At 70.8% G+C, this 24,617-nt stretch carries 23 protein-coding genes; 15 read left to right on the top strand and 8 right to left on the bottom strand.

Translation table 11 applies throughout. The features are described 5' to 3' along the window. Window positions 1-112 precede the first annotated feature (112 nt). Window positions 113-1,408, bottom strand: a complete 1,296-nt coding sequence (locus B1H19_RS17500) for an alpha/beta hydrolase family protein (protein ID WP_107426032.1) — start codon at window positions 1,406-1,408, stop codon at window positions 113-115. Between the two features lie 150 nt (window positions 1,409-1,558). Here B1H19_RS17500 and B1H19_RS17495 point away from each other — a divergent pair, with 150 nt between their 5' ends. Next, complete coding sequence (locus B1H19_RS17495) at window positions 1,559-2,602, top strand: ArsR/SmtB family transcription factor (RefSeq protein ID WP_237289361.1); 1,044 nt, start codon at window positions 1,559-1,561, stop codon at window positions 2,600-2,602. An 18-nt stretch (window positions 2,603-2,620) separates the two neighbouring features. Next, window positions 2,621-3,190: an isochorismatase family protein gene (locus B1H19_RS17490; RefSeq protein ID WP_083105617.1), complete on the top strand. Its 570-nt coding sequence runs from the start codon at window positions 2,621-2,623 to the stop codon at window positions 3,188-3,190. Window positions 3,191-3,199: 9 nt separating this feature from the next. Here the strand turns inward: B1H19_RS17490 and B1H19_RS17485 are convergent, their stop codons facing one another. Beyond that, a complete protein-coding gene (locus B1H19_RS17485) occupies window positions 3,200-3,622 on the bottom strand; it encodes an ATP-binding protein (RefSeq protein ID WP_083105616.1) in 423 nt (140 codons plus the stop codon). Between the two features lie 220 nt (window positions 3,623-3,842). Here B1H19_RS17485 and B1H19_RS17480 point away from each other — a divergent pair, with 220 nt between their 5' ends. The 3 genes from B1H19_RS17480 (at window position 3,843) to B1H19_RS17470 (ending at window position 6,389) form a co-directional block, all read left to right on the top strand. Then, on the top strand, window positions 3,843-4,694 hold the full coding sequence (locus B1H19_RS17480) for a helix-turn-helix domain-containing protein (protein WP_083105615.1): 852 nt from the start codon (window positions 3,843-3,845) through the stop codon (window positions 4,692-4,694). Between the two features lie 11 nt (window positions 4,695-4,705). Continuing rightward, complete coding sequence (locus tag B1H19_RS17475) at window positions 4,706-4,894, top strand: DUF397 domain-containing protein (RefSeq protein ID WP_083105614.1); 189 nt, start codon at window positions 4,706-4,708, stop codon at window positions 4,892-4,894. 187 nt (window positions 4,895-5,081) lie between these two features. Further along, window positions 5,082-6,389 (top strand): TrmH family RNA methyltransferase, encoded by a 1,308-nt coding sequence (locus B1H19_RS17470; protein WP_083105613.1) that lies wholly within the window; start codon window positions 5,082-5,084, stop codon window positions 6,387-6,389. A gap of 55 nt (window positions 6,390-6,444) precedes the next feature. On the opposite strand, the gene B1H19_RS17465 is transcribed toward B1H19_RS17470, so the two are convergent. After that, a complete protein-coding gene (locus B1H19_RS17465) occupies window positions 6,445-7,665 on the bottom strand; it encodes an esterase/lipase family protein (RefSeq protein WP_083105612.1) in 1,221 nt (406 codons plus the stop codon). Between the two features lie 409 nt (window positions 7,666-8,074). On the opposite strand from B1H19_RS17465, the gene B1H19_RS17460 reads away from it, so the two are divergent. From B1H19_RS17460 to B1H19_RS17445, 4 genes are all read left to right on the top strand, one after another. After that, a complete protein-coding gene (locus tag B1H19_RS17460) occupies window positions 8,075-9,172 on the top strand; it encodes an energy-coupling factor ABC transporter permease (RefSeq protein ID WP_083105611.1) in 1,098 nt (365 codons plus the stop codon). Continuing rightward, entirely contained in the window at window positions 9,172-9,933 is a 762-nt protein-coding gene (cbiQ, locus tag B1H19_RS17455) for a cobalt ECF transporter T component CbiQ (RefSeq protein WP_083105610.1), read from the top strand. The genes B1H19_RS17460 and cbiQ overlap by 1 nt, the downstream gene beginning before the upstream one ends. Beyond that, the gene (locus B1H19_RS17450; RefSeq protein WP_237289359.1) at window positions 9,930-10,706 is read left to right on the top strand and encodes an energy-coupling factor ABC transporter ATP-binding protein; all 777 of its coding nucleotides are present in this window, start codon (window positions 9,930-9,932) and stop codon (window positions 10,704-10,706) included. Before cbiQ ends, B1H19_RS17450 begins: the two co-directional genes overlap by 4 nt. Before the next feature lie 182 nt (window positions 10,707-10,888). Further along, a complete protein-coding gene (locus B1H19_RS17445; protein ID WP_083105608.1) occupies window positions 10,889-12,106 on the top strand; it encodes a serine hydrolase domain-containing protein in 1,218 nt (405 codons plus the stop codon). A 135-nt stretch (window positions 12,107-12,241) separates the two neighbouring features. Here the strand turns inward: B1H19_RS17445 and B1H19_RS17440 are convergent, their stop codons facing one another. Then, window positions 12,242-12,823, bottom strand: coding sequence for a TetR/AcrR family transcriptional regulator (locus B1H19_RS17440; RefSeq protein WP_083105607.1), 582 nt, complete (start codon window positions 12,821-12,823; stop codon window positions 12,242-12,244). Window positions 12,824-12,972: 149 nt separating this feature from the next. Here B1H19_RS17440 and B1H19_RS17435 point away from each other — a divergent pair, with 149 nt between their 5' ends. Beyond that, on the top strand, window positions 12,973-13,218 hold the full coding sequence (locus B1H19_RS17435; protein WP_237289358.1) for a putative antibiotic biosynthesis monooxygenase: 246 nt from the start codon (window positions 12,973-12,975) through the stop codon (window positions 13,216-13,218). A gap of 24 nt (window positions 13,219-13,242) precedes the next feature. Here B1H19_RS17435 and B1H19_RS17430 read toward each other — a convergent pair whose 3' ends face one another. Beyond that, window positions 13,243-15,513: an NACHT domain-containing protein gene (locus B1H19_RS17430; RefSeq protein ID WP_159028065.1), complete on the bottom strand. Its 2,271-nt coding sequence runs from the start codon at window positions 15,511-15,513 to the stop codon at window positions 13,243-13,245. A gap of 67 nt (window positions 15,514-15,580) precedes the next feature. Between B1H19_RS17430 and B1H19_RS17425 the strand changes: the two genes are divergently transcribed. After that, window positions 15,581-15,883 carry a hypothetical protein gene (locus tag B1H19_RS17425; RefSeq protein ID WP_159028064.1) on the top strand — a complete coding sequence of 101 codons (303 nt, stop codon included), beginning with the start codon at window positions 15,581-15,583 and terminating at the stop codon, window positions 15,881-15,883. Window positions 15,884-15,994: 111 nt separating this feature from the next. On the opposite strand, the gene B1H19_RS17420 is transcribed toward B1H19_RS17425, so the two are convergent. From B1H19_RS17420 to B1H19_RS17410, 3 genes are all read right to left on the bottom strand, one after another. Next, the gene (locus tag B1H19_RS17420) at window positions 15,995-16,846 is read right to left on the bottom strand and encodes a DMT family transporter (protein ID WP_083105603.1); all 852 of its coding nucleotides are present in this window, start codon (window positions 16,844-16,846) and stop codon (window positions 15,995-15,997) included. A 211-nt stretch (window positions 16,847-17,057) separates the two neighbouring features. Further along, on the bottom strand, window positions 17,058-18,713 hold the full coding sequence (locus B1H19_RS17415) for a penicillin-binding transpeptidase domain-containing protein (protein ID WP_083105602.1): 1,656 nt from the start codon (window positions 18,711-18,713) through the stop codon (window positions 17,058-17,060). 221 nt (window positions 18,714-18,934) lie between these two features. Further along, entirely contained in the window at window positions 18,935-20,710 is a 1,776-nt protein-coding gene (locus tag B1H19_RS17410; protein WP_083105601.1) for a dolichyl-phosphate-mannose--protein mannosyltransferase, read from the bottom strand. A 153-nt stretch (window positions 20,711-20,863) separates the two neighbouring features. Here B1H19_RS17410 and rsmI point away from each other — a divergent pair, with 153 nt between their 5' ends. From rsmI to B1H19_RS17390, 4 genes are all read left to right on the top strand, one after another. Continuing rightward, window positions 20,864-21,742: a 16S rRNA (cytidine(1402)-2'-O)-methyltransferase gene (rsmI, locus tag B1H19_RS17405; RefSeq protein WP_083105600.1), complete on the top strand. Its 879-nt coding sequence runs from the start codon at window positions 20,864-20,866 to the stop codon at window positions 21,740-21,742. Between the two features lie 171 nt (window positions 21,743-21,913). Continuing rightward, complete coding sequence (locus tag B1H19_RS17400) at window positions 21,914-22,396, top strand: hypothetical protein (protein WP_083105599.1); 483 nt, start codon at window positions 21,914-21,916, stop codon at window positions 22,394-22,396. A gap of 42 nt (window positions 22,397-22,438) precedes the next feature. Further along, window positions 22,439-23,317, top strand: coding sequence for a TatD family hydrolase (locus tag B1H19_RS17395; protein ID WP_083105598.1), 879 nt, complete (start codon window positions 22,439-22,441; stop codon window positions 23,315-23,317). Between the two features lie 138 nt (window positions 23,318-23,455). Next, window positions 23,456-24,610, top strand: coding sequence for a resuscitation-promoting factor (locus tag B1H19_RS17390; RefSeq protein WP_083105597.1), 1,155 nt, complete (start codon window positions 23,456-23,458; stop codon window positions 24,608-24,610). Window positions 24,611-24,617 lie beyond the last annotated feature (7 nt).

Here is a 24,617-nt window from a genome sequence, read left to right as displayed (position 1 = left end):
CCGCCCCTGGTCCGTACCCCGGGGCGGTTCGACGGCCTCGTGTGCGTCGCTCACGGATCCATGGTTTCGGCGCGGGGGGAGGGCGGCAACTCGGCCGGGGCGGCGGGGCAGCTCAGCGGCCGGGGTCCCGGACCGGCAGGTGCCGGGCGAAGAACCGGTGCACCAGATGCCGCACCTGGGGCACCGATACGGCCGGTTCGACCGTCCCGACCAGCGCGTTCCGGGCCTCGGCCGGCATCAGCCCGGCGCCCTGCAACTGCGGAGCCAGCGCGCCGTAGTCGTTGAACACCCAGTGCGCACCGCCATCGATCCGGTCCCGCCGGATATGCCCTCCCCCCTGGGCGAGCAGGGTCGCCCAGGACCTCTCCAGCTCCCTCCGGGCGGGGAAGCGCTCGCTGCCGAGCAGCAGCAGCGGCCGGTCCACGCCGTGCCGGGCGACGGGGTAGGGATCCGGCTCCCGGCCGGGTGTATCCGAGGGGCGGTCCAGGAACCCCTCCAGGTTCACGGCCGCCCGGATCCGCCGGTCCTCGTCCATCGCCTGCGCCGCGGCGGTGCCGCCCGCCGAATGCCCGAAGACGCCCACCCGTCGCAGGTCCAGCGCCCGCCCGAGGCCCGCGGGCACCGCGCGCCCCGCCGCGTCCGGGTTCCGCCCCGCCGCCAGCGCCGCCAACTGGTCCAGTACGAACCGGAGGTCCGCGATCCGGGTCTCGATCATCGTGCGGAACTGCCACGGCCGCGCCCGCGGATCCCCGCGGAAGACGGTGGGCCGGACCGGCCCCCGCCCCGCCCTCGGCACCGGGAACTCGACCTCACCGGCATCCCCCGGGTGATCGACGGTGACGACCACATAGCCACGGCTCGCCAGCTCCTCGGCCGTCCCCGTGCCCAGGGTGCGCGCATCGCCGCCGCCCGGGGTGTACAGCAGCACGGGGCGGCGTACGGGCTCCGCGGGCGCGCCCGTATGGGCGTGGGTCCGGGTGGCGCCCCAGTCCACCCCCTTCCGCGGCAACCGGTGCACGGCGACGTCCACGGCCCGGAACACCTCCACCGCACCCCTGCTCATCTGCGGCGCGACCGGATGTCCTCCGCCGACGTCACGGGCCGGGTAGAACACCGAGACCATCACCTCCCGTACGGCGATCCCCGCCTCCCACGGGTCGCGCCGCGACCGGTCGACCAGATAGAGCGCGGTGACCCCGATCCGGTCCCGGTACGGTCCGGTGGGCGGGGGGAGGCGGAGGACGAGGCCGGTGGGGGCCTGGGCGGTTCCGCGCCGGTTTCGCGTGCCCTGGGCGGCGCCGCATCCTGCCGACATCAGCCCTGCGCCCAGGGCGGCGGCCGACGTGACGAGCGTCCGCCGGGCCACGCCCCCATGGGCCCCGTAACCATCCGTATGCGTGCCGAACATGGCTTGGCTCTCCCCCCTGCTGGCTGCTTGCTTGTGCCTTGGTGCGTCTCTGGCGAATGCTGGCCAACGGCGGGGGGACGAGCGAAGGTTGAGGCCCTGCCCGAAACGCTGGCGCGACACGAGGAGACGTGGCATGGGGAGGGGGAAGTAGTGGCGATCCGGATCCACTTCACGGCCGACGACTTCGCCCGCGTCCGCTTCGCGCCCCGCCCGGCCCCGCTCATCGAGCTGAACGTGGCCCTGATGAAGATGTGCCTCCCCGACGACGCCCTGCTGTTCGGCCGCTGGCGCCGCCGTCTGCTCCGCTCCCTGCCACCCGCCGTGGGCCCGTTGCGGGACGTGGTCCCCGGGGACACCGCCCCGCTCTTCCTCGACGTCTTCGCCGACACTCTCCAGGACGGCCTCGACACCGTACGGGCCACGCCGCCCGCCCTGGTCCGCTCCGAACTCGCCCACGTCCACGCGTCCCGCCCGGCCCCGCCGCCCCCCTGGATCCGCGACCTCCACCGGGGCGACGCCGATGCCTGGCACGTCTTCCGCCGCGCCCAACAGGCCGCGTTCGACACGGTGTTGCGCCCCGTATGGCCCCTGATCCAGGACCTCCACCAGGCGGAATTCACCCGGCATGCCCTGACCACCGCCGAACGGGGCATCGCCCACGCGCTGACCTCCGCACTCCCCGGCTCCCAACTCGCCAACGGAATATGGGAGTTGGATTCCCCAGTGGCCCGCACCCTCACCCTCCAGGGCCGCGACCTGGTCCTCGTCCCCACCTTCCACTGGACCGGCCATCCCCTCATCGCCGACCCGCCCGGCGGCCCGGTCCACCTGACCTACCCGGCCGGTACGGGCCTCCCGCCCACCCCTCCCGGACCGGGCGGCGACCCCCACGACGCCCTCTCCGGAGTCCTCGGCCGCACCCGCACCGAGCTCCTCCACCGCCTCGCCGACCCCCACACCACCACCCAACTCGCCCGCTGCCTGGGCGTCAGCAACGCCACGGCCTCCGCCCACACCGCCGCACTCCGGGCCGCGGGCCTGATCACGACGACCCGCACCGGACGGTCGGTCCTGCACGAGCACACGGCCCTGGGCAGCCTGCTGGTCCGGCGCGGTGAGGGTGGTCCGAGGTCCGCCGGCCCGTTGTCAGTGGGCGGGTCTACGCTGCGTGGAAGCAAGAGCAAGTGTGACTAGCGTGAGTCAGGGGGGACCATGACCACACTCACCAACCGCCCGAACACCGCACTCCTCGTCGTCGACGTGCAGATTGCCGTCGTCGAGGAGGCTCACGAGCGCGACGCAGTCGTTGCGAACATCGGAAGCCTCGTCGAGCAGGCGCGGCGAGAGGAGGCCTCGGTTGTCTGGGTCCAGCACTCCGACGACGAGCTTGTGAGGGGGAGCGACGGCTGGCGGATCGTCCCCGAGCTGGCTCCGGGCGACGCCGAGCCGCTCGTCGAGAAGCACTACGGCGACTCCTTCGAGGACACCGCCCTTGAGACCGTGCTGTCGGGCCTCGGAGTCGGGCGACTCGTCGTCGTCGGTTCGGAAACCGATGCCTGCGTCCGCTCGACGCTTCATGGCGCGTTCGTCCGGGGGTACGACGTGACCCTTGTCAGCGACGCCCACACGACGTTCGACAAGACGGCATGGGGCGCACCGCCGCCGGACCAGGTCATAGCGCACACGAACCTGTACTGGAGCCGTCAGGCGGCGCCGGGGCGGACGGCCGGGACGGTCCCGGCCAAGGCCGTCGACTTCGGGCCGACCGCAGCCGTGGCCTGACGCGACCACTCAGGCGGCCGCCGCCAGCTCGCACCACACGTACTTGCCCAGGTCGCCGGTGCTCAGCAGCGGGTACCACCCCCACTTGTCGGCGCAGGAATGGACGAGGTCTAGCCCGCGCCCGCTCTCGACCTCGTTGGTGAGCCGCAGCGCGAGCGCCGGCGGCGCGGGGTCGGTATCCCAGGCCCCGATCCGGAGAATGCCGTCCGCCCAGTGAATGCGGAGGGCCGCGGGCCCCTTGGTGTGCCGCACCGCGTTGGTGATCAGCTCGCTGGCCAGCAGCTCGGCGACCTCGATGAACCCGGCCAGGCCGTGCGCGGTGAGGACGAGACGGAGGGTGTGCCGGGTGATGGGGACGGCGCGGGGGTCGTGGGGGATGTAGAGGGAGTATTCCCAGGGTTCGGTCGCGTCGACGTCAGCGATTTCAGGCATGCGTAACTCCGGTTGAGAGTGAGGGAGTTGATACGTACGCGGCGGGCGGTCGACGCCGGTGGCAATGTCGCGGCCGTCACGGCATGACGGGGCGATGCGCTTCCGGGGAATCCGGATCCGCAGCGTGTGCGATGCGTCACTCAAGGTAGGGGTGAGTACTTACCCCGGTCAAGCCGACTGGAATACTCGCGCTTCTCAACTCTCAGGAAGGGGAGGGTGCATGCCAGCGAGGACCGTCACCACCGCCCGGCAAGAGCGGCTGGGTGCCGAGCTGCGCAAACTTCGGGAGCGGGCAGGTTGGTCGATCCGTGAGGCGTCCGAGGCGACGGGTATCGCACAGACCAAGATCTCCACGATGGAGGCGGGACGCGTCGGGGTGAGCGAGGAACGCGTCCGATTCCTCGGCAGCCAATACGCCTGTGGTGACGCCGCGTTCGTGGACGCGCTGGTGGCCATGGCGAACGAACGTGGTCGCGGCTGGTGGGAGGAGTACCGGGGCCTGGTGCCGTCCGGCTACCTGGACATGGCCGAACTGGAGCACCACGCCAGCAGCTTGCGCGCCTTCGAGAGCGTGAGCATCCCGGGCTTGCTCCAGACCGAAGAGCAGATTCGCGCGATCTTCACCGTGACGACGCCGCAGTTGTCAGACGACGAAATCGCGGCGCGGGTACGGTTCCGGCGGCGCCGTCAGGAGTTCCTCGTCAGGGAACGGCCGGCTCGTTATGACGTCGTCATTCACGAAGCGGCGCTACGCATCAAGGCCAGCGACAGCAACGTCGCCCGTCGGCAGCTCCTCCGCATTCTGGAGCAGTCCGAGCTGCCGCAAGTCACCTTGCGTGTGGTGCCGTTCGCCGCGGACGACTTCGCCGGTCTTTGCTACCCCATGCTGTACGCGGGCGGGCCCGTCCCCCAGCTCGACACCGTCCTGATGGATACTCCGCACGGTGGCGCCTTCGTCGGCGCGGAGGCCCAACTCAGCCGCTATCGGGGCCTCCTTTGCGAAGTGGAGAAGGCCGCGCTGGGGGCCATAGAGTCAAGGGACTTCATTCAGAGCCTCGTACAGAGCATGTGAAAGGTTCCGCCATGGCGCAGGCCATCGTTTGGCAGAAATCTTCCTTCTCCGGTGGGCAGGACGGCCCCAACTGCGTGGAGCTCGCCGTCGCCAACAGCTCCGCGCTCCTCCGCGAGAGCGACGCCCCAGCCCAGGTGCTGTCGGTGACCCCGGCCGCGCTCGCGGCACTCATGCGACATCTGCGCGGCGAGGCGGAGTAACCGGCGGCAACCCAATCGGCGCTTGCGGTGTTTCTTCAACTGGAGGGTTCAGGAGAAGGCACGTACCGACATGACACAGGGAATCGCAGAGCAGAAGTCGTCGTGGTCCAGCCGCCGCATACGGGGCGGTTCGGGCGCGCGTAACTAACTCGTGCCGCAGGTGGGGGCGTCGATACGCTCGCCGGTTATGGGTGTCAGCGGTGTCATCGAATCGATCAAGGACGAGCGGATCGCAGCCGCACGGGCACTGGCCACGCGGGCCGGCCGGATGGCTGCTGGGCGGTGTCTGATCGAGGGCGTGAGTCTGATCCGGCAGGCCGTGGCCGCCGGGGCCGGGCTGGAGTACGTGCTGTGTGCGGCGGGTGCGGATGAGCCCGCGCTGGGTGCGGAGTTGGCCGGGGCCGGGGTGCCCGTGTACGCGGTCCGGGACGGGCTGATGCGGAAGATCACCGGGGGCACGAAGCCGGTCGGCTGGGTGGCCGTCGCCGCCTGGTCGGGCGAGGTCGGGCCCGCGGCGCCGTACGGCGACTTCGCCGTGGTGTGCGAGGGGGTCGCCGACCCCGGCAACCTCGGGACGATCGTGCGCACGGCACGCGCCCTCGGGGTGCGGGACGTCGTGCTCACGGACGAAGCGACCGACCTGTCGTCCCGGCGGGTGCTGGACGCGGCGCGGGGTGCCGTGCTCGGTTGTCGCGTCCGCCGGTTCGCCGATCCGGAAGGCGCGGTGGCGTCCTTGCGGGAGGCCGGGTTCCAGATCGTGGTGACCAGCCCGCGGGGGAGCCATGTGCAGTCGATGGCACCGCTGCGCGGCCGGAAACTGGCGCTCGTGGTCGGGAGCGAGACCGACGGGGTGGGCGCGGCAACCCTGGCCGCGGCCGACCTGGTGGTGCAGATCCCGATGGCCGGCGCGGTGGAATCACTCAACGTCGGCGTCGCCGCCGGCATCAGCATCTACGAACTGCGGATGGGGATGATCCTGAGCATGCTGACCGACCGGATCCGCGACACCCTGGGCCGCAATCTGACGTTGGGCGGCCACCTCGTCCGGCAGGCGTTCGACGCCCATCTGCGCCGCATCGGAGACCTCGACAGCGCCCAGGCCGTGCTGTTGATGGTGCTGGCCTGCGAGCGGAGCGCCCCGCTCGACCGTCTCCGTCGCGATGTGGGAGTGGACACCGAGGAACTCGCGTCCCTGCTGGCCCCGCTCCGCGACCGCGGCTATGTGACCACCACGGGGGACGGTCCCGATCCCGGCGGACCCGCCGAGCCCGCCGCCGGGATCACCGCCGAGGGGGAGCGGGCCGTCGCAGGGCTCTGGGCCGTGCAGGAGCGTGTCGAGGAGGAGCTGTACGCGGGGTTCACCCCGGAGGAGCGGGAGCAGTTGCGCGACTTGCTCCACCGGGTGCAGGAGAACGCGATCCGGATGGCGGAGGCAGGGGACAGGGACAGGGACAGGGACGGAGACGGGGACGGGGGACCGCCCCCGGCGCGGTAGCCCCGGTCGGGCCGTCGGAAGCTCACGGCCCGACCCGGGACGGCGGGGAGGGCGGTCAGTCGGGCAGCCGGTCCATCAGCCACAACCCCAGTTCCTCCGTGACGGCGGTGTGCTCCGTCGTCGTCGAGGAGCAGAGGAAGTCGTCGACCTCGCTCTCCGACGGGTCGAGGTCGTCGATGGTCGCGTACAGGTCCTTCTGCTGGTCGATGTCGCGGATCGCTACCGCGCTGACGGAGGGGACGAAGCAGACCTCCTCGTGCCGCAGATCGACCTGCGCGCCGAACTTCTTCAGCATGTCGGCGAGGATCCCGTACGAGCGGAGGGTGCCGCCGGGGGCGCCGTCCAGTTCGGGGAGGCCGTTCGTCGTCACCGTCTTCTCGGCCTTGGGGAATCTCCGCTTCAGCTCGGCGACGATGACGTCCTTGCCCTGCGCCTGGGCGTAGAAGGTGGTGCCCGGGTAGATCCGCTCGACCTTCAGCATGGTCTCGCCGGGCGGGATCGCCAGGCCCGTGCCGTCGCCGCGGCCGTTGGCGAGCGCGAGGGTGCGGGGGATACGCGGCCAGCCGCCCAGCTCCTCCAGCTCCCGCAGGAATTCCGTGCGCTCGGGCGCGATCCCGATCTTCCCGCTCTTCGGGTCGTAGTGCCGCCAGAGCATCTGCCGCGCGGCCGGGCTGTTCATCTGCCGGGCGAAGGGGTTGGGGAGCGGGATGAAGTGCGAGAACGCCTGGAGGCCGATGGGGATGACGGCGCCGCGGTGCGGGCTGTCGTAGGAGAAGTACAGGCGGGTGCGGTGGTCCGTCTCCTCGCACTCCATCTTGGCGAGCGCATAGCGGGTGACCATGCCGCCCATGCTGAAGCCGCCCACCGTCAGCCCCGCGCTGCCCAGCTGCTCGGCGTTGGTCTGCTGAATGCAGGCCATCGCGGCCTCGGCGTTCTTCACGATCGAGGCGCTGCGCTCGCTGAAGCCCAGCAGGATGACGTCCCGGCCCCGGCGGCGCAGTTCGCTGAGGAGGGGGTAGTCGCGGTCGAGGCCCGCGTAGAGCCACTTCAGGTCGCTGGGGCCGAGGTTGAAGCCGTCGGCCATGATCACCGGCCGGGTGATTCCTTGGTTCCCCTCGCCGTAGAAGACCTGCGCGAAACCGTTCGGCAGCTGCCACTCCTCGTCCGGTTCCGGGACCGGATACGGCAGCGAAACCGGCGGTGTGGAGCTCAGCGGGCCCGCGAGCGTGAACTCCCCGACGCTCTGCTCCGCCTTCTCATCCTGCTGCTCGGACACTGTCCTCTCCCTCCGTATTCGCGCAGGGCGCAGCGGCCCGTCGGAGCCGGGCCGGAGAACTGCGAATGGCGCGAAGACGGAACATCATCGGCATACCGGACATCGGCCCGGCCATGGCCCGCCCGGTGCTTCCTTCATAAGGAGGCAATGGAGGCGGGAGGCGATTGCGGCCGATGCGCCCCCCGGCCGGCTCAGCGGAGCCTGCTGCCCGGCCGGTCCCCCGGCGGATCCCTCGGCGAGCCACCGCGCTACCAGGGGGCGCGCGTTGCGTTACGGAGCAGTAACTGCGGGCTGTAACGTTTCGCACCACTGGCGCTCTTGCAACTCCTTTGCAGTAGGCCCCACCATTGGCTGGTTGCAGAGCCGGAAGTGGAGCTCTGGAGCGGAGCTGGAGCGGAGACAGCCTGAGATGCACGTACCCGATGGATTCATCAATGCGCCGGTGTCGGCGGCGACCGGCGCAGTGGCCGCGGCCGCGATCGCGGTCAGTCTGCGCGGTGCCCGGCGGGAGCTGGCGGGTGCGGGGCAGGGCGGGGCCGGAGCCGAGCGGACGGCGCCGTTGGCCGGGCTGGTGGCGGCGTTCATCTTTGCCGTGCAGATGCTGAATTTCCCGGTTGCTGCGGGCACGAGCGGGCATCTGCTCGGCGGTGCGCTCGCGGCGATCCTCGTGGGGCCGTACACCGGTGTGCTGTGTGTGTCGGTGGTGCTGTTGATGCAGGGCGTGCTGTTCGCCGACGGCGGGCTGACGGCGCTGGGCGTGAACATCACCGATATGGCGATCGTGACGACGGTCGTCGCCTACGCCCTGTTCCGCGGTCTGGTGAAGGTGCTGCCCAGGCGGCACCGGTCGGTGACGGTGGCGTCCTTCGTGGCGGCGCTGTTGTCGGTCCCGGCCGCGGCCGTCGCCTTCACCGGGATGTATGCGCTGGGCGGGACGGCCGATGTGTCGATCGGCAAGGTCTTCACCGCCATGGTCGGTGTGCATGTGCTGATCGGCGTGGGGGAGGCCGTGATCACGGCGTTGACGGTGGGCGCGGTGATGGCCGTACGGCCTGATCTGGTCTACGGGGCGCGGGGGTTGGCCAAGCCGCTGGAGCTGCGGACGTCGCCGTTGGCGGCACCGGCACCGGTCGCCGAGCCGGTCGCGCCGGTCCCCGCCACCGCTCCCCGCCGTTCCGTCCGGAAGGTCTGGCTGGCCGGGCTGGCCGCCGCGCTGGTGTGCGCGGGCGGCATCAGCTACTACGCCTCCGCCAGCCCCGACGGACTGGAGAAGGTCGCCCATGACCAGGGCATCGACAAGAACACCAAGAAGCACGCGACCGAGGGCTCGCCGCTGGCCGGCTACAGCGTCAAGGACATCGGCAATGCGCGGCTGGCGGGCGGGCTGGCCGGTGTGATCGGCGTCGGCGCGACGCTGGCCGTCGGGACGGGCATCTTCGTCGTGCTGCGGCGGCGCAAGGCAGAGGGCGCCGCTCCGGCGGCCGGTGTCGCGGGCGAGAGCGCCTGATGGGCGCCGGGCACGCTCATAAGCTCTACCGTCACGGGCATTCGCCGGTACATGCGCTGCCGCCGCATTGCAAAATCGCCGCCGTTTTGTGCTTTGTACTGATTGTGGTGTCCACACCGCGGGAAGCTGTGTGGGCCTTCGGGCTGTATGCGGTGTTGATTGCGGCCGTTGCGGGTGTGGCTCGTATTCCGGCGGGGTTTTTGCTCAAGCGGCTGCTGATCGAGGTGCCGTTCGTGGCGTTCGCGGTGCTGATGCCGTTTGTGGCGGAGGGGCCGCGGGTGCAGGTCGGATGGCTGAGCCTGAGCGTTTCCGGGCTCTGGGGTGCCTGGAACATCCTGGCCAAGGGCACGCTGGGCGTCGCCGCTTCCGTTCTGCTGGCGTCGACCACCGAACTGCGGGAATTGCTGCTCGGACTCCAGCGGCTGCGCATGCCGCCGCTGCTCGTCCAGATTGCGTCGTTCATGATCCGCTACGGCGATGTGATCACCGATGAAATGCGACGGATGCGCATCGCGCGGCTGTCGCGGGGATTCGAGGCGCGGGGCGTACGGCACTGGGGAGTGCTCGCCAAATCCGCCGGCGCGCTGTTCATCCGCTCCTACGAGCGGGGGGAGCGGGTGCATCTCGCCATGGTCAGCCGGGGTTATACCGGCACCATGCCCGTTCTCTCCGACGCCGCCGCGGGCCGCGCACAATGGATCCGCGCCGCGCTGCTGCCGCTTTCCGCCCTTGCTGTATGCCTTTTGGGATGGACCCTGTGAGTACGACCACGCCGCCCGCCTCTTTCGCTCCTTCTCTGGAGGTTTCCGGCCTCGCCTATGCCTATCCGGACGGGCATCAGGCGCTTTTCGGGGTCGATCTGTCCATCGAGCGGGGTGAGCGGGTGGCGCTGCTCGGGCCCAATGGGGCGGGAAAGACCACGCTCGTGCTGCATCTGAACGGGATTCTGGAGGCGGGCGCGGGATCCGTGGCCGTTGCCGGGCTGCCGGTGGCCAAGGAAAACCTCGCGGAGATCCGGCGGAAGGTGGGGATCGTTTTCCAGGACCCCGACGACCAGTTGTTCATGCCGACCGTCCGGGAGGACGTCGCCTTCGGCCCCGCGGCCGCCGGGCTGCGCGGTGCGGAGCTGACGGAGCGGGTCACGGAGGCGCTGGAACGGGTCGGGATGGCCGGGTTCGCGGACCGGCCGCCGCACCATCTGTCCTTCGGACAGCGGCGGCGGGTCGCCGTGGCCACGGTGCTGGCGATGCGGCCGGAAATTCTCGTACTGGACGAGCCGTCGTCCAATCTCGACCCGGCCTCGCGACGCGAACTCGCGGATATTCTGCGGTCGTTGGACGTCACGGTATTGATGGTCACCCATGATCTGCCGTATGCGCTGGAGCTGTGCCCGCGGTCCGTCGTGCTGTCGGGCGGAGTGCTGGTGGCGGACGGCGGTACGCAGGAATTGCTGTGCGACGAGGAACTGATGCGCAGCCATCGGCTGGAATTGCCGTTCGGCTTCGATCCGCGGTCGGTGTCGTTGCCGGTGTGAGGACCGGTGTAGGGGACCGGCGTAAGTCGTTGCAAGGGCCGATGCAAAAGTCGGCGCAAGAGTCGGCGAAAGACCGGCCCTTGCCGTCCCGGCGGCTCGATGTGATGAATCCCACTGGCCGGTGCTCTGGTCATCAGCACTGATCTGCGCGTTGCACCATTGATGGGTCACCAAAGCGACGGATGAGTGGGAAGCGGGAATCAGTGGTGGACGTCCAGGGCACGGTCGAGGACGGCTTCGAGCCGGTCCGGGACGCATTCGTGGACAACTTCGCGCGGCGCGGCGAGCGGGGCGCGGCGGTCGCCTGCTATCTCCACGGGCGCAAGGTGGTGGACCTCTGGGGCGGCACCAAGGACGGCGACGCGGCCGCGGACGACGCCGGCGCACAGCCGTGGGAGGCGGGCACGGCGCAGGTCGTCCGGTCCGCCACCAAGGGCATCGCGGCGATCGTTCCGCTGCTGCTGCATCAGCGCGGCCTGCTGGATCTCGACGCGCCGGTCGGCACGTACTGGCCCGAATTCAAGGCGGCGGGAAAGGAGCGGGTGCTGGTCCGGCATCTGCTCTCGCACCGCGCCGGGCTGCCCGTTCTCGATACGCCGCTGACGCCCGCGCAGGCCATCGACGGGGTGAGCGGCGCGGCGGCGCTGGCCGCGCAGGCGCCCGTATGGGAGCCGGGGAGCGAGCACGGCTACCACGCCCAGACCTACAGCTGGCTCATCGGTGAGCTGGTGCTGCGGGTGACCGGGCGGTCGCTCGGCAGCTGGGTCGCGGAGGAGATATCCGGGCCGCTCGGACTGGAGATGTGGATAGGGCTTCCGGAGGGCGAACGGTCCCGGGTGGGGCGGCTGGCCGAGATCGAGCCGCCGGCGGCCGCGGGCGGGGGAGCCGCCGGGCTGCGGGTGCGGCCGAAGCGGTCGGTGGCCGATGCGTATGCGGATCCGTCCTCGCTCACCCGGCGGGCGTTCGAGGCCATTTCGCCCATGGCCGATGAGAACGCCCCGGAATACCGTGCCGCCGAACTCCCGGCGTCGGCCGGAATCGCCACCGCGCGGGCGCTGGCCCGGTGTTATGCCGCGCTGATCGGGCCCGTCGACGGGCATCCGCGGCTGTTCGCGCCGGCCACGCTGACCCTGGCGCGGACCGAGGAGTCGGCGGGGCTGGACCGTACGCTCCTGGTCGGCACGCGCTTCGGGCTCGGCTTCATGTTGCACGGCGCCGCGTCGCCGCTGCTGGGGCCGGGATCGTTCGGGCATCCGGGGCGCGGCGGCGCGCTGGCGTTCGCCGATCCGGAGAGCGGGTTCGCCTTCGGCTACGTCACCAACGGCATGCAGAAGAACGTGACGGCGGATCCGCGGGCCCAGGCACTGGTCCGGGCCGCGGCGTCGGGCCTGGCCGGCTAGCGGTACGGGCCGCGTGAGCCGGCCGAGCGGTACGGGCCGCGCGGTGGGGCGTGCCTGCCGAGCGGTGCGCGGCGCCCGACCAGTGCGCGGTGGCGGTGACGGCCTCAGGGCCCCGGCCCTCAGGCCGTCAAGCCATCAGGTCGTCAGGTGGCGGACCAGGCCGACCAGCAGTTCGCGCTGGGCTGCCGAGGGGCCCTTGGCGGCCGCCGGGGTCAGCAGATGCGCCAGCTGGGGAAGGGTGAACCAGGAGGCGGTCAGGGCGATCACCGCGCGCACCAGGGCGCCGGCGTCGAGGTCGTCGGTGAGGGTGCCGGACTGCTGGGCCCCGGTGACCGCGGCGATCTTCTCGCAGTAGTGGGCGGTGCGTTCGCGTTCGGCGGCCACCTCGCCCCGGTAGTGCAGGCCCTCCCAGGCGAGCAACCGGGCGAAGTGCGGGTGCCGGTGGTGGTAGTCGTAGACCCGGCCCGCGAAATCGCCCAGGTCGGCGGCCTGTTCCGGGGTGAGGGGGACCGCGGCGGCGGCCTTTTGCAGTTCGGAGTCGAGCACCGTGGCGAACAGTTGGTCCTTGTTGCCGAAGTAGGTGTAGATCCGCTCCTTGTTGATGCCCGCACGGGTCGCGATACGGGCGACGCGGGCGCCCTCGGGGCCGTATGCGGCGAATTCCTCGACCGCGGCGTCGAGGAGGAGCTGCTTGGTGCGTGCGGTGTCCCAGGCCATCGCACGACTGTAGGACGGACTCCGCGGCATTTCCAACCGGTGGGTTGGAGAGTGGGCGCTGCTGTGGCAGAATCCAACCCGTTGGTTGGAATTTTGGTCCGAGGGGGAAGCGCACAATGCCGTCCACGAGCACGTCCATGAACACGCCCATGAGCACGTCGATGAATACGGCCGCCCCGGCCGCCCCGTCCGTGCACCGCCGGGCCCTGATCACCTGGCTGGCGATCTATCCGACGGTCACGCTCGTCCTCGGCCTGCTGGGCCCCGTCACGGCCCAACTGCCGCTGTTCCTACGGACGTTGATCCTGACGGCGATCGTCGTACCGATAGCCGCCTACGTCCTGATCCCGGCGCTGATGAAGGCCAACGCCGCCCTCACCCGCCGACGGCGCTGACGCCCGGCCGGGCGCGGCCCCGCCTCACGCCGCGCGTGCGCGGACACCCAGCCGTTTGCGGGCAGGCTCCAGGCCGTCATCGACGAGTCCCGGCCCGGTCCACTCGACGAGGAGGGAGCAGGGCCGACTGTCCAATCTCCGCAGGGCAAGAGATACCGGTTGGCGTTGCGGGCGGGCCGGCTGTGGCAGCTCTGCCATCGGGGCCTCTGCCGAGTCGTTCAGGGTGAAGGCCACGGGCGCCTCGTCCCGAAGGGCCAAAGTCACCTTGACGGCCCCTCCGGCACAGCCGTCGGCCTTGATGGTTCCGCTCCACCTCCGAAGGGAACGGCCATGGAGGATTTCCGGCAGCCAGACCGTGTTGCGGGACGATCCCCGGGGAAGTTTCCACGACCAGATCGGCACGCCATAGCAGGGGTTGACGCTTTGGCACATGGATGTGTCGACGCGGATCCCGGGTCTGTCGCCGGAGTGGTAGCTCAAGTCGACCTGAGTGGTGGTGTCGTACATCATCGATACCAACGCAAGGGCACACAGCGCGGAACCGACCTGCACCGCACTGGCGAAGACGGGCAGGAGCGGCCTCCACCGTTGCCACTCGGCGTTCCACTTCCCGTATACCGACCGGGACGGCTTCTCGGCGACTCCGCCGCCCAACTGCCTCAGCAGCCGCTGGTGGCGGAACTGGTAGACCGCGCCGATCTGACGCAGTACGCCGCGTTCGTGGGCGTTTTCGAGGAAGGACAGCGGTCGCCTGGGAAGGCGGCCCGTGATCCAGAACCACAGGCGGGAGACCTGGTACGAGCCCCAGGCCGAGCCGAGCAAGGTGGCCGCGCCCGAGGCGGCCCCGACGATCGTGCCGTAATGCCAGGCGACCGGTGCCGCCACCTCGAGGACCCTGGAAAGCCACAGTCCTGCGGATGCTCCGGTCGCACCGGCGACCGCCAGTGCCGTTGCACCGCCGATGAGCGCGTACCGGCGTAAGAGGGCTTTCGGCCCGTGTACGGCGCGCTCCGGAACGTACACCTGCTTCAGGTCGGATCGGACCAGGGCGTGGGCAAGCCATCCTCCGAGTCCGGCCAGCACTCCGGTCGCCATTCCCAACGCCGGGCTGAACAGCACCTCCATAAACCAGCCCCAGACGGAGCCGAACGCGAAACCGACCAGCGGCCCTGCCAGTAGTGCATTGAGCTGCCACCAGGCGAAGTCGACCGTTCCGTCGCGTCGCATCTGCCGTGCCGTCAGCGTCAGATACCGCCTGGCCCGTGTCTCCTTGTAGCGACTGGACGTATCGTCCGTGTAGACGGCCGGCAGGTACCGGTTGAGCAAGGCGTCCTCGACGTCCTCCGGAGAGCGCGCCTTCGACACCAGTTCTCCGGGGTCGGTGAGGCTCGCCCGGTAGGTCTTCTGAGCCAGGTACAGCATCAGGGGTGAGGCCATCGTCTGGGTCGGCATCGACTCCCGTTCCCCGCGCATGGCGTCGAAGACCGAGTTCCAGCGTTCGTCACCGGTCACCTTCGACCTTTTCAGGTAGGTGATCGCGGCTTCCGCACCCACAGCCTCGAGTTCCACTACCGCGGCCCTGGTCAGGTGGGAGCCGGCCCGGCATGTCCGCTCGTACTCATCGTCGCGGCAGGTGACCAGCAGCCAGCATCCGTTCCGGATCACCGCGTCGATCGACCTGACCGCCCGGGCGCGCAGCGGCTCCGGCAGCTCGTCCAATCCGTCGAGCACAGGCATCACCATGCCCGCATCGAACAGCTTGGCCGCAGCGTTTTTGCCGAACTTCCATCGGTTCGTGAGTGTGGGACTGTTCTGCTTGATCTGCCGGACGAGCCAGTCCTTCATGGAGATCGCTGGGCGCCATGACGAAAGCGACATCAGCACCGGGACCGGATCACCGGGCTGGGGCTCTTCGGCCATATCGCGAACGAGGAGTAGTGCGGCGACGCTCTTGCCGGTACCGGGTTCTCCCAGGACCACCAGTTGATGCAGGGGCAGTTGTCGGCAGGCATCGGGTAACCGGGTCACCGTGCCCTTCAGTTCCTCAGGGGCAGTACCCAACACGTCATGCGACGGCTGAACAGGCCGACTGCTGCCCTCCCAGGAAATCTCGATCAGGGCCGGCCGCTGCAGGCCGAGACGAGCCACCGACTCCTGCGCTCTGAGAACGACGTCTTTCCGTAACTGGACCGCCGCGAGATCCAGGTCGGTGGCGACCGGTGTGCCATTGATGATCATGGTGAGGTTGCCGCCGATGCGGCTGCGATTGACCCTTTGCTCGCCTTTGCCCCACACGCACGCCCCCGATGCTGAAGAATTGGCCCTGCAAGGCTACGGAACCATCTGGGGGGATGGGATGGGAATGACAGCGATGCGTGGAGTTGTGGCGGCCGGATCCGTGGTGGTGGCAGCGGCCGTGAACGTGGCCACCGGGATGTTGACGCAGAACTGGGCCGCGGCGTGGTGGGCGTGCACGGCCGTGCTCGTCCTGCTGGGTGCCTTGTTGGCGGTGTGGCAGGCGAAGTCCGGGGATGCGGCATCCCGACGCCAGCTCATCCGGGACACGGAGAGCGCCTCGGCCTCGCAGACGATGAGCGGGCCGGGCGATCAGGTCGTACGAGGCGCCAAGATTCAGGGAGACCTGAATCAACGCCAGGAAGGATGAGTTCCGAGCCGATGTGCCTGCGGCCACGTTCGCAGGCGCGCGGTGCGGGGATGCGCGCGCAGGTGGCCGAGTCCGAGGGTGCGACACGTTTCCCCCGCCGTCCCCTTCCCCTCACCCCGTGTGCAGCATCAGCCCGATGCCCACGACCATCAGGCCGGCCGCGGCGATCCGCGGGGCCCCGAAGCGTTCCTTGAAGAAGAGGGCGCCGATGGCGGCGCCGACGATGATGGAGGACTCGCGGAGGGCGGCGATGGGGGCCAGCGGAGCGCGGGTCTGGGCCCACAGGACCAGGCCGTAGGCGAAGACGGAGAGGACGCCGCCGGCCACGCCGCGCACGGCGAGGGGCCGCAGTTCGGTCAGCAGCCGACGGCGGCGGGTGGCGAGCGCGTAGGCGGGGATGACCAGGCCCTGGAGGATCATCAGCCACGCGATATAGCCGAGGGGGCTGCCGGAGGCGCGGACGCCCAGGCCGTCGACGGTGGTGTACGCGGCGATGGACAGACCGGTGGCCAGCGCGGCGAGGATGGCCGGCCAGTGGGGCCTGGTCCCCGCGCCGCGGATGCCCCAGACGGCCAGCCCGACCAGGCCCGCGGACGCCAGCGCCACCCCCGACAGGGCCCAGGCGTCGGGCAGTTCGTGGACGAAGACGGCGGCCAGAACGGTGACCACCAGGGGCGCCGTACCGCGGGCTATCGGGTACATCTGGCCGAAGTCGCCCAGGCGGAAGGACCGCATCAGCAGCGCCTGATAGACGATGTGGAGGACGGCCGAGGCCACCAGATAGGGCCAGGCGGCCGCAGCGGGCACGGGCGTGCAGGTCAGCAGGACGGCGCCGCACAGCGCGCCGCCGCTGCCCACCAGGGTGAAGGCGAGGAGTTGGTCGCGTATGCCGTGGGCGATCGCGTTCCAGCTGGCGTGGGTGACGGCGGCCAGGAGGACGGCCGCGACGACGAGCGGCGTCACGAGGTGCGCTCGCGTATGTCCAGGGGGGCGGCGGAAACGGTCATGGCCCGCACGCTAGCGAAGGCTGTACGGGCCATGTGGAGCAATTCCGGCAGGTGGGATGTGGTGTGCCCCACCCCTGAGGACGTCCGGGCGGGGCACCCGAAAAGCACCGGGGCGGGGCGCCCGAAGGCACCCCGACCGGAGTTCGGCGGCAGGCTCGGCCCGAAGCTCAGCCCGCCGTCAGGATCGCGCGGACCAGCGGGCCCGCGTTGGAGCCGCCGTGGCCGCTGGCCGGGACGACGGCCGCCGCGGCCAGGTCGTCGCGGTAGGCGGTGAACCAGGCGTTGGGCTTCTTCTGGTTGTCGACCTCGGCCGAACCGGTCTTGGCGCCGACGTCACCGCTGATCCCGGCCATCGCCTCGGCGGCCGTACCGGAGGTCGCGGTCAGCTTCATCAGCGACTTCAGCGCGGCCTGGGTGCCCGACTTGAAGCTGCCCGAGGCCTTGGCGAACGTCCGGTTGTCGAGGGACTGCGCGACGATGTACGGCTGGTGGAAGGAGCCGGACTGCACGGTCGCGGCGAGCGTGGCGACGTTCAGCGGGTTCATCCGTACGCCGCCCTGGCCGATCAGCGACGCCGCCATCTGCGCGTCGTGCTGCACCGGCACCGCACCGTCGAAGGTGGGGATACCGGTCTGCCAGTTCAGGCCGATACCGAAGACGTCCCGGGCCTCGTTGGTCAGGTCGTCGTCCTGGAGGTCCTTGGCGTGCGAGATGAAGGCGTTGTTGCAGGACGCGGCGAAGCTCTGCGCGAAGGTGCCGTCCTTGATCTCGGACTTGTTGAGGTTCTGGAACTTCCAGCCGCCGACGGTGACGTACTTGGGGCAGGGGTTCTTCTTGTCCGGCGCGGTCAGACCCTTGTCGATCAGTAGCGCCGAGGTGACGACCTTCATCGTCGAGCCGGGGGCGTACGACCCCTGGGTGGCCGTGTTGAAGTCCTTGGCCGGGGAATAGGCCAGCGCCAGGATCTCGCCGGTGCTGGGCTTGACCGCGGCGGCGGACGCCTCCTTCTTGCCCGCGACGGCCTTCTCGGCCGCCGCCTGGAGCTTGGCGTCCAGGGTGGTCTTCAAGGTGCCCGGGGTGCCCTTGGAGAGCACCTTCAGCGTCTTGTCGGGCTGCTGGTCCGCGGGCTTGGCGGCGGTGGCGCGGTGGATGAACAGCTCCACGCCGGGCTTGCCGTTGGTCTTGCTGCCGTACTTGTCGCGCAGGCTGTCGAGGACCCCGGCCAGCGAGGGGTACGCCTTGGCGGTCAGCTCGGTGCCGCTGCGGTCCACGGCCTTGATCGGCGGCGCCTCGGCCTCGCCGGTGCGCAGCTCGTCGCCCTTGGCCAGGTCCGGGTGCAGGATCGCCGGCTGCCAGGCGATCTGCGGCTTTCCGGTGGTCTTGTTCCGCTGGACGGTGGCGGCGGTGCGGTACGAGTACGGCACCTTCTTGCCGTTGTAGTCGATCTGGGTGGTGACCGTGTACGGCACCTTGTCGCCGGACGGTGTGTCCGGCGTCACAGTCACGTTCGAGAAGCGTGCCTGCTTGCTGAAGGACGCCAGCGCGCTCTCCGCGGCGGTGGGCTGGTCCGTCAGCCCGGCGGCCTTGGCGGCCTCGCCGCTCTGCCAGGACTTCAGGAATTCCTGCGATGTCGCGTGCACTTCCTCGGCCGTGAGCGGCCCCGTCTTGACGTGCGGCTTGTCAGCGCCCGACTTGGCGTCCGCCGACGTGACCTGCTGGGTCGAACCGTCGTCGGAGCCGCCGAACAGCGTGAGGCCGCCGACGACTCCCGCCACCAGGGCCACCGATCCGCCGATCAGCCCGTACTTCACCTCGCGGCGCATGCCACCGATCCCCTCCCAGAGAGCTCGTTCCCGAATACGCACACAAGAACGTCCGTCGCACTCTAAGGGACACGGGGAAGTCAACGGCTCCCGGGCAGTCTCGATCGGAGAACGGTCCGGTGACGCGCTGCTTTACGGCTGTGACGGTCGCTACATCCGGCCTTCACACTGTGACGGCCGCTACATCCGGCTGCCGGGCCGCGGCAGTGGCCACCCGGCCGTCACACCCAGCTGTCCAGCCACATCCGGTTGTGCCATGCCGACTTCGGAATGGGCATTCCGGTATAGAGCGGATAGAAGTAGATGAAGTTCCAGATGATCAGCAGGACGAGGACGCCCGCGCCCACCGCCCCGATCGTCTGGCGGCGTTCGCTCGCGCCGGGCGGGCCGATGATCGCCCCGACCATCATCGCCAGCGCCAGGCACAGGAACGGCACGAAGACGACGGCGTAGAAGAGGAAGATCGTGCGTTCCTGGTAGAGGAACCACGGGAGGTAGCCGGCGGCGACGCCGCAGGCGATGGCGCCGGCCCGCCAGTCGCGCCGGAAGGCCCAGCGGTAGAGGGCGTAGAGCAGGGCGAAGCAGGCGGCCCACCACAGCAGTGGGGTGCCCAGCGCCAGGACCTCGCGGGCGCAGCCCTCCGCGGCGGTGCAGCCCTGCTGGCCGGCGGCGGGGTCCTTGTAGAAGTACGAGACGGGGCGGCCCAGGACCAGCCAGCTCCACGGGTTGGACTGGTAGGTGTGCGGCGTGGTCAGGCCGGTGTGGAAGGCGTAGACCTCGGTCTGGTAGTGCCACAGGCTGCGCAGCCAGTCCGGCAGCCAGGTCCACGAGCCGGCGCGGCCCTCGGGGGTGGTGGCCCAGTCGCGGTAGTAGCCGCCCTTGGTGAAGAGCCAGCCGGACCAGGAGGCCAGATAGGTGGCCAGGGCGACGACGACGGTGGCGCCGAAGGCGGGGGCGGCGTCGCGGCGCAGCATGGCGCGGAAGGGGTGGCGGGCGCCGGCGATGCGGCGGGCGGCCACGTCCCACAGGACGGACATCAGGGCGAAGGCGGCCATGTAGTACAGGCCGTTCCACTTCGTGGCGGAGGCCAGCCCCAGGCACAGACCGGCCGCGATACGCCAGGGGCGCCAGCCGAGGCGGAAGCGGTCGCCGACCGTGTCGTCCGGCCGCAACATGCCTCCCCCATTCTCGGCTCCGCTCGAACGGGAGGTGCCCCCATCGCCGATCGGCAGCGCCGCGGCCAGCCGGGCCCGGGTGCGGTCGCGGTCCACCAGGAGGCAGCCGAAGGCGGCCAGCACCCAGAACATCACGATCAGGTCGAGCAGGGCCGTGCGGCTCATGACGAAATGCAGCCCGTCGACCGTCAGCAGCGCACCGGCCAGACAGCCCAGCGCGGTGGAGCGCATCAGGCGGCGGCCGATGCGGCAGACGAGGAAGACGGACAGGGTGCCCAGCAGGGCGACCGTGAAGCGCCAGCCGAAGGGGTTCATGCCGAACGCCCACTCGCCGAGGGCGATCAGCCATTTGCCCATCGGGGGATGGACGACGTACGACGCCTGGGGCGAGAGCAGGATCTTGGGGTGCGGGGCGACCAGCGCCGCGTTGGCGTTCTTGTCCCAGGTGCCCTCGTAGCCGTACTGGAGCAGCGACCAGGCGTCCTTGGGGTAGTACGTCTCGTCGAATATCACGTCGTGCGGACTGCCCAGATGCCAGAACCGCAGCACGCCCGCGACCAGCGCCACCAGGAGCGGGCCGGCCCAGGCCGCCCGGCGCGCCAGCCGTACGGCGGCGTCCGGGCCCACGCCGAGCGCCGCCCACAGCCGCAGCGCCGGCGCCGGGTAGGGGGCCACCAGCCGCGTCCGCAGATCGCCGTGCGGGCGGCCCCGGTAGCCGAAGCGGCGCAGCCGCAGCTGCCACACGGCCGACTGCCGGTCCGGGTGCCCGGTGCGGTGCGCGCCGGTCTCGGTCGCGGTGGTGTCACTCGTCACCCGGCCCATCGTAGGGAAGCACTCTGTGGACCGGCGGTCGGCGCCGCGGACCGGGGCGCCGTGCCGTCGGGGTGGCGGTCAGCAGAACCTCGGGAACCGACGACGGCTCCTGTCCCGGCCCACCCTCCGCGGCGGGTCGTGCCGCCCTGGGAGGATGGGGGCGTGACTGGAACGCTGGTACTTGCAGGGACGCCCATCGGTGAGATCGCGGACGCGCCGCCGCGGCTGGCCGCCGAGCTGGCCGCCGCCGATGTGATCGCCGCCGAGGACACCCGGCGGCTGCGCCGGCTGACCCAGGCGCTGGAGGTCCAGCCGGCCGGGCGGATCGTGTCGTACTTCGAGGGCAACGAGGCGGCGCGCACTCCGGAGCTGGCCGACGCGCTGGCCGGCGGGGCGCGGGTGCTGCTGGTCACGGACGCCGGGATGCCGTCGGTGTCCGACCCCGGCTACCGGCTGGTGGCGGCGGCCGTGGAGCGCGGGGTGAAGGTCACCGCCGTACCGGGCCCGTCCGCGGTGCTCACCGCGCTGGCGGTGTCCGGTCTGCCGGTGGACCGCTTCTGCTTCGAGGGCTTTCCGCCCCGCAAGGCTGGCGAGCGGCTCTCGCGGCTGCGCGAGGTGGCCGGCGAGCGCCGCACCCTGGTCTATTTCGAGGCGCCGCACCGGCTGGACGACACCCTGGCCGCGATGGCCGAGGTCTTCGGCGCGGAGCGGCGGGCAGCGGTGTGCCGCGAGCTGACCAAAACCTATGAGGAGGTCAAGCGGGGGCCGCTGGGGGAGCTGGCGCAGTGGGCCGCGGAGGGCGTACGGGGCGAGATCACCATCGTGGTCGAGGGCGCTCCGGAGGCCGGTCCGCAGGAGCTGGGCCCCGAGGAGCTGGTGCGCAGGGTGCGGGTGCGCGAGGAGGCGGGGGAGCGGCGCAAGGAGGCCATTGCGGCGGTTGCGGCGGAGCTGGGGCTGCCCAAGCGACAGGTTTTCGACGCGGTGGTCGCGGCCAAAAACGCCGCTCGCCCAGAACCGACCCACGGGCAGGTAAATGGCTAGCCTGGAAGGTAAAGGCAGTCCTCGCGCAGCCGGGTGTTTTCCCTGCCACCTGTCAAATCTGGGCCAATAGCAAGCAGCTGAGCTGCGCATCTGGCCGGAAAGGGCGTCCACTAGGTGTGGGACGTACGGTCCCGGAACCTTGCCTTGTCCTGTGGACAAGAGGGAGCGCACATGAGCGACATCGCCAAGACCACCAGTACTGCAACCCCGCGCGGAGTTTCCCCTTTTCCCCGGTCGGCCGAGCCTGCGGCGCATGAGGCGTATGCCCATGCCTGCATGAAGTGCGGCCACGGCTGGGAGCAGGCGTACGAAATAGAGCACCATGTCGACGCCAAGGGCGAGCTCCACGTCGTCTACTACGCGGACGGCGAGCGTGTGCCGTCCCCGTTGACCCGGCCCCTGTGCATGAGCTGCGGCAGTAACGTCGTCAGGATCATGCGCGCGGGCCAGGTCTCGATGGTCTCGGACGCGATAGCGAACATGCATCAGCGCCAGGGCGGTCACGCGAAAAACGCGAAGAACGCCAAGAACGCAAAGAAATCGGCCGCCCCTTCCGAGGCGGCCGAGGACCGTACGGACGGCGACGAGGACGCCGGGCGTCACCACTGGCACCTCTCCGACCTGCTGCACCCCTTCCAGCACCACCGCAAGTGACCGCCCGCGGACCGTGGCCGCGGTCCTCGTAGGATCGCGGCCATGGCACCGCAGGACGACAAGACCACCCCGCCGCCGCTGCCCGCCCCGCTGCGGGTCCCGGTCGCGGATTCGCACACCCACCTCGACATGCAGGAGACCACCGTCGAGGAGGCGCTTTCCAAGGCCGCCTCGGTCGGGGTGACCACGGTCGTCCAGGTGGGCTGCGATCTGGCCGGTTCGCGGTGGGCCGCCGACACCGCCGCCGCCCACGAGAGCGTGCACGCGGCCGTCGCGCTGCATCCCAACGAGGCACCGCGGATCGTGCTGGGCGATCCCGACGGCTGGTCGCGGCAGGGCGCGCGGGAGCCCGGCGGGGAGACCGCCCTGGACGCGGCGCTCGCGGAGATCGACGCGCTGGCCGCCCGCCCCGAGGTCCGCGGCGTCGGCGAGACCGGCCTGGACTACTTCCGCACCGGCCCCGAGGGCATGGCCGCCCAGCAGCGGTCCTTCCGCGCCCATATCGAGATCGCCAAACGGCACGGCAAGGCCCTGGTGATCCACGACCGCGAGGCCCATGACGACGTCCTGCGGATCCTGCGGGAGGAGGGCGCGCCCGAGCGGGTGGTCTTCCACTGCTATTCCGGCGACGCCGCGATGGCAAAGATCTGCGCCGAGGCCGGCTACTTCATGTCCTTCGCCGGCAACATCACCTTCAAGAACGCCCAGCCGCTGCGCGACGCCCTCGCCGTCGCCCCGCCCGAACTGGTGCTCGTCGAGACCGACGCCCCCTTCCTCACCCCCGCGCCGTACCGCGGACGAGCGAACGCGCCGTATCTCATTCCGCTGACCCTGCGCGCGATGGCCGAGGTCAAGGGGATGACCGAGGACGCGCTGGCCTCGGCCGTCGCGGCGAACACGGCGCGCGCCTTCGCCTACTGACCCACCCGTCGCGGCCACCGGCCCGCACACCCCGCAGCGCGCTGGGTAATCGAACGACTTTGGAGAGTGACCGCCGCTCCCGCTACCCTCCGCCCGTCAACCGGATACCGGATACGGATCTGTGGCATCGGGAGCGTCGTGAGTCCTTCACCCAGCAGCCACCGGGCCGCACACGGCCGTCGCAGGCGCGCCTCCCGGCGCTCCGAAACCCTGCGGCGACTGGTGCCCCGCGCCCTGGTCGTGGCCTTCCTCGCCGGCGGCACCACCGCCTTCATCGCCCACGACAAGGCCGTCCGCCTCACCGTCGACGGCAAACCCCGCACCCTGCACACCTTCGCCCACGGCGTCGAGGACCTGCTCGCCGAGGAGGAGCTGCCCGTCGGCCCGCACGACATCGTCGCCCCCGCCCCCGGTGACGTCCTCCACAGCGGCGACGAGGTCGTCGTCCGGCACCGCCGCCCCGTCGTCCTCACCCTCGACGGACAGCAGCAGCGGGTGTGGACCAGCGCCGAGACCGTCGACGGCGCACTGCACCAGCTCGGCGTACGGGCCGAGGGCGCCTACCTCTCCAGCTCCCGCTCCCGCCGCATCGAGCGGCACGGCCTGGAACTGGCCGTGCGCACCGAACGCTCCGTGGCCTTCCTCGCCGACGGCCGCGAGCACCGCCTGCGCACCAACGCCGCCACCGTCCGCGAGGCGCTGGCGCAGGCCGGGCTCGCCCTGCACGGCGAGGACACCACCTCGGTGCCGCCGGACAGCTTCCCGCGCGAGGGGCAGAGCATCTCGGTGCTGCGGATCACCGGCCGCAAGGAGGTCCGCGAGGAGCCGATCCCGTTCCGTACGGTCACCCGGCACGACCCCACGCTGGCCCGCGGCACCGAATCCGTGGTCCAGCAGGGGCGGCCCGGCGTGCGGCGGGTCACCTACCGGCTGCGCACCGTCAACGGCGTCCGGCAGAAGCCGCGGCGGACGGCCGCCGAGGTGGTGCGCCGGCCCCGCCCGCAGATCGTGCACCTCGGCACCCGGCCGCTGCCGGACACCGTCGCCGGCGCCGAGAACCTGGCCTGGGACGATCTGGCACGGTGCGAGGCGGGCGGGCGGCCGGACGCGGTCGATGCGTCGGGGAACTACGGCGGGCTCTACCAGTTCGACGTGGGCACCTGGCACGCCCTTGGCGGCAGCGGCCGCCCGCAGGACGCCCCCGCCGACGAGCAGACCTACCGGGCGAAGAAGCTGTATCTGACGCGGGGCGCGAGCCCCTGGCCGGTCTGCGGGCACCGGCTGCACGGGTGAGGACCTG

Origin of the sequence: Streptomyces gilvosporeus (assembly GCF_002082195.1) — a bacterium.
Taxonomy (GTDB): domain Bacteria; phylum Actinomycetota; class Actinomycetes; order Streptomycetales; family Streptomycetaceae; genus Streptomyces; species Streptomyces gilvosporeus.
This window is presented reverse-complemented; position numbering and strand designations above follow the sequence as displayed.